At 57.8% G+C, this 4,768-nt stretch carries 4 protein-coding genes; 1 reads left to right on the forward strand and 3 read right to left on the reverse strand.

Annotation, left to right across the window (positions count from 1 at the left end):
- Window positions 1-333 (forward strand): transposase (locus tag NW849_RS13875; protein WP_414358375.1); only part of this gene is annotated, 333 nt, incomplete at its 5' end.
- A gap of 14 nt (window positions 334-347) precedes the next feature.
- On the opposite strand, the gene NW849_RS13880 is transcribed toward NW849_RS13875, so the two are convergent.
- The 3 genes from NW849_RS13880 to NW849_RS13890 all read right to left on the reverse strand — a co-directional run bounded on the left by NW849_RS13880 (window position 348) and on the right by NW849_RS13890 (window position 4,399).
- A complete protein-coding gene (locus tag NW849_RS13880; protein WP_414358377.1) occupies window positions 348-1,910 on the reverse strand; it encodes an L-aspartate oxidase in 1,563 nt (520 codons plus the stop codon).
- Window position 1,911: 1 nt separating this feature from the next.
- The gene (gene nadA / locus NW849_RS13885; protein ID WP_414358379.1) at window positions 1,912-2,850 is read right to left on the reverse strand and encodes a quinolinate synthase NadA; all 939 of its coding nucleotides are present in this window, start codon (window positions 2,848-2,850) and stop codon (window positions 1,912-1,914) included.
- Between the two features lie 472 nt (window positions 2,851-3,322).
- Window positions 3,323-4,399: an ABC transporter substrate-binding protein gene (locus tag NW849_RS13890; RefSeq protein WP_414358382.1), complete on the reverse strand. Its 1,077-nt coding sequence runs from the start codon at window positions 4,397-4,399 to the stop codon at window positions 3,323-3,325.
- Window positions 4,400-4,768 lie beyond the last annotated feature (369 nt).

Here is a 4,768-nt window from a genome sequence, read left to right on the forward strand (position 1 = left end):
AGGATAACTGGCGGAGAAAGGAACGATATTACTCAAGGGGAAGAATTGATAGAGGGCTGGCAGAGAGAGGATACCAAGGTAATTGAGGATAAAGGATATGATGCCAATAAGTTGATTGAGAAGATAGGGGAAGCTCAAGCGGTTATTCCGCCTAAAAGAAATAGAAAGATGCAGCGGCATTATGACAAGCATTTATATAAAGAAAGGCATTTAATCGAATGCTTTTTTCATAAGTTAAAGCAGTACCGGCATCTATGTTCTCGTTTTGGCAAATTGGCAAGAAACTTCTTGAGTTTTCTCTATCTCGTCAGTGCTCTCTTTTGGCTCAAATAAAAGATCAACACAACCTAGTTTGAATCGAAATGACTATGACGACAAAAAGTTGAACCACGCACCTCTGTATGGAAGGGCTCCCCTTCCTGGGGAAAGTCCTCGCGGAAATGGGCTCCTCGGCTTTCTTCCCGCAGCAGCGCCCCCTGCGCTACAAGACGGGCGAGCAAAAGCAGACTGCCTGCCTCAGCCTCTTCCCGGCTGGCCCAAGGCTTTTCCTGCAGGGGAAGTTCCTTGACAAAGGCCAGAAAAGCCCGCAGCCGTGTTCCCTCGCGCACAACGCCCAAAGCTTCCCCAACTCGCTGCCTCAGAGCCGGCACGATGGAGGGAGATGCCGCCAGAACGGGTAGCCTTTGCAGTCGCCGGGCGAAGCTCACCTCTCCCAAGTCTTGCAAGGCAGCCAAAGCAGCCCGCTTGCCCATAACCAGCCCCTCCAAGAGACTGTTGGAAGCCAAACGATTGGCCCCGTGTAGCCCCGTGGAAGCCACCTCCCCGGCAGCATAAAGGCCCGGCAGTCCGGTGAAGCCGAAAGCGTCCGTTCGGATCCCACCCATCACGTAGTGAGCGGCGGGAACAACCGGCAGCAGATCCTTGGTGGGATCCAACCCCAAGGCGCGGGCAGAAGCAACAACGGTGGGAAAACGCTCCTCCAGATGTTCGACGACCCGCAGATCCAGGTAGGTTCCCCCTGTCTGCTCCCGCTCCCAGAAAACGGCTCGAGCTACCACATCCCGCGGCGCCAGCTCTCCCCGCTCCGCATACCGAGGCATGAAACGCTCCCCAAAGGCGTTGAGGAGAACGGCCCCTTCTCCTCTTACTGCCTCGCTCACCAGCGCTCCATTGGGCAAAGCCGTGGGGTGAAATTGCACAAACTCCAGATCCCTGAGGATGGCCCCTGCCCGCCAAGCCAGCACCATCCCATCGCCGGTAGCTCCCGAGGGAGCTGTCGAGACGGGGAAGAGGCTGCCAAATCCTCCCGTAGCCAGGAGAACTGCCCCGGCCCTCACCTCCACCGGCCCCTCAGGGCCAAGAAGCAAGGCCCCCGCCACCCTGTCCCCCGCCAGCAAAAAGCTGAGGGCTGTGTAGCCCTGCAAAGGCAGCCTGTTGAGGCGAGCCAGCAAACCTCTCAGGAGCCACAGTCCGCTCCGATCCCCCCCCAGATGGCGAACCCGCGCTTGGGAGTGGCCCCCTTCCCGGACAGGTTGGGGATGGAAAGGAAGGCCCCAGCGTAAAAGCCTCTCCAGGTGCAAGGGTGCTTCCTCCACAATGGAGCGGGCCACCTTTTCTTCCACCAGGCCACGGCCCGCTTGCAAGGTGTCTCGGAGATGGGCCTCTACATCCGCCTCATCCACAGGAAAAGCCACCCCACCCTGTGCCCAAGGGGTAGAGCCAGAGGGAAGGGGATCCTTGCTTACCACCAAGGTTGTCGCCCCCTGGGTTTCGGCCCACAGGGCTGCGTACACCCCCGCCACCCCCGCTCCCAGGATCAGCAGATCAGTTTGCCATCGCACTAGCGGTGCGATTTCCCTGCCGTAGGCATAGCACTCTTGCAGCAGCGCCACGTAGTCCTTGCGCTCCAATTTAAGCCCCGGCAGGCACTGCCAGCATGGCCAGAATCGACCGGCGAGCCTTCTCAGCCACGTCCTGGGGTACCTGAATCACGTGGCGCATCTCCTGCAGGGAGCGATAAATCTTTTCCAAGGTAATCTTTTTCATGTACTCGCAAACGGCCTCTGCCTTGACAGGGATGAAGGTCTTGTCTGGAGCTTCTTTCTTGAGCCGGTGGAGAATGCCCACCTCAGTAGCGACCACGAACTCGCGGCTTTCCGAGGTTTTGGCGTAGCGCACCATGCCCTCGGTAGAGAGCAGCTTGGCATCCGGTTTGAGAAAGAGACAGCTAGAGCCGCAACTGCACTCGGGGTGAATGAGGAACTCCGCTCCAGGGTGCTCTTCCACCATCGCCTTGAGGTGCTCTTCCCGGATGCCGACATGCACGTGGCACTCTCCCGGAAAGAGATCCAGCTCCCTCCCGGTTACCTGAGCAACGTGGGCTCCCAGAAACATATCCGGCACAAAGAAGATGGGGCGATCCCGGGGCAGGCTGGCCACCACTTGAACTGCGTTGGCGCTGGTTACGCAGACATCCGCCAGGGCCTTGATCTCTGCAGCGGTATTGACGTAGGCCACCACCAAGCCCTCAGGGCAGGCTTCCTTCCACCGCAGCACATCTTCTGGGCGAATGCTGTCGGCTAGGGAACAGCCCGCCTCCAGATCCGGCAGCAGCACCGTCTTTTCGGGGTTGAGGATGGCAGCCGTCTCTGCCATAAAATGCACGCCCGCAAAGACGATCACCTGGGCGCTCGTCTTTTGAGCCTCTCGAGCCAGCCCCAAGGAGTCTCCCACAAAGTCTGCTACCTCTTGAACTTCGGGGAGCTGATAGGAATGGGCAAGGATGACCGCCTGCCTTTCCTGTTTGAGCCGAACAATCTCCTGGACGGTCACGTCAGCGTTGCGTAGCAATAGAGTCTCTCCTTATCATTCTCGACTTCTTGTCGCGACAGCGTTGCGTAGCAATAACGGCTTTGTTCCTCTGTAAGCTGGACGCGATCTAAGGACTTTGTCCCGCTAATGGGCTCGCAGGAGCAGCGCGCAGCGATAGCAGAAAGCGTATCTCCTGCAGTTGGCTGACTCTGCTTTAGCCAAGACGCTCGGAGAAGCCTTTCGCGGCGCTCGGTTGAGCTGGAGCTGGGCCTAGGTTGTTTCCCCAAAGTAGCATCGGTTGCGACGGCGTTGCGCAGCAGTAAAACAGCATCTAGCGAGGACTTGGCTCAGGTTGACATTCCCCCCTGCATAAAGGCAGGGGATTCTTTCAAGCACTCCGCGCCGTCATAGGCGTTCGCGAAAGCGTCGTGTAGCAATGAAGCAAAGGCCGTCCCAGGGGGCGGGGCTTGTTCGCTTTAGCAGCGCGGAGCGCTAAACCCGGTTTTCTTGGTCAGGCAGTGTAGTAGGCCGTGCCTTTGTTGACGAAGTCCAGCGTATAGGCAGCCCGGTAGTTGATGGTTGGCTCAAACACGCCGGCCACTGTCATGCTGTCGAAGAAGTCTTGCCAGCGTTTGTCGGTCATGGCGCCAATGCCTTTTTCCAGCGCATCGCCGGACAAGATGATGCCGTACTCCTGCAGTTTCTCGAAGCTATAGGCCAACTGGGCATCGGTCATTTCCGGGTTGTCCTGCTTGATCAAGCGATAGGCCGGACGGGGATCCTCCAAAAAGCTGTACCAGCCCTTAATCGAGGCATCCACGAATCGCTGCACCAAGTCGGGCTTGGTTTCCACCAGTTGACGACGGGTTTCGATGGTGGTGGCGTAGGGTTTGTAGCCCAAATCGGCCAGGAGGAAGACCACCGGCTCAAATCCCCCTTCCTGTTGGATGGCAAAGGGCTCAGACGTCAGATAGCCTTGCTGAGCTGAGCTGGGATCCGCCAAAAAGGGGCCGGGGTTGAAGTTATAGGGGCGAACTTGGTCGTCGGTGAAGCCAAAGCGGGCCTTCAGGTAGGGCCAGTAGGTGGCAAGGCCACCTTTCGAGACAAAGATAGGCCGGCCCTTGAGCTCTTCAAAGCGCTGGGTGCCAGGGTGGGCCATGATGATCTGCGGGTCTTTTTGAAAAATGGCCGCCACGCACACCAAGGGGATCCCTTCTCGCACGGCATTGATCACCCCTGTGCTTCCTCCCATGGCAAATTCGGCAGCTCCACCGGCCAAAACTTGGGTGATGTTGATGCCAGGGCCACCCATCTTGATGGTCACATCCAGGCCATGCTCGCGGTAGATGCCGGTCGCCACCGCCTGATAAAAGCCGCCGTGTTCCGCCTGGGCATACCAGTTGGTAGCGTAGGAAACGCGATCCAGACCGGATCCCTGAGCCACTATCAGGGTGGGAGAGGGTTTGCGCTGAGCTTGGGCACCCCCTGCAGCCAACAGACCGCCCCCAAGGGCTGCGGCCCCCACCTTGAGAAGTTGACGGCGGCTCAGAGCGTTGGTGTTCGAGTCAGAGGGTCGAGGCGAAGCCATATCCATTCTTCCTAACCTAATCCTTGCAGGGTGTGAAGCGGCCAAAGGCGCAGGTAATTTGTAACACTCCATTAAACCAAAAAACCTTGGACAGAGCGGTATCTCCGGCTACCGGTACTTGCAGACGAGATCCGCCGGCATTGGGTTCCATCGGCTAGAGACCAAGTTGCCCAGCAGCCAGCACCTCAGCTCAAGAATGGCAAGGGGAACAAAGCCCGAAACCAACCTTGCCCCGATCTATCCCAAACCTGTAGCCACCGAACCTGACCGGCGCTCGAAGTATGGTCATTTTGATTCAAACTAGGTTGTGTTGATCTTTCATTTGAGCCAAAAGAGAGCACTGACGAGATAGAGAAAACTCAAGAAGTT

Source organism: Synechococcus sp. R55.3, from assembly GCF_047461975.1.
GTDB lineage: Bacteria > Cyanobacteriota > Cyanobacteriia > Thermostichales > Thermostichaceae > Thermostichus.

Bases quoted from the DNA above. Each gene is read 5' to 3' on its own strand.
- NW849_RS13890 (WP_414358382.1), bottom strand. From the start codon at position 4,399: ATGGCTTCGCCTCGACCCTCTGACTCGAACACCAACGCTCTGAGCCGC.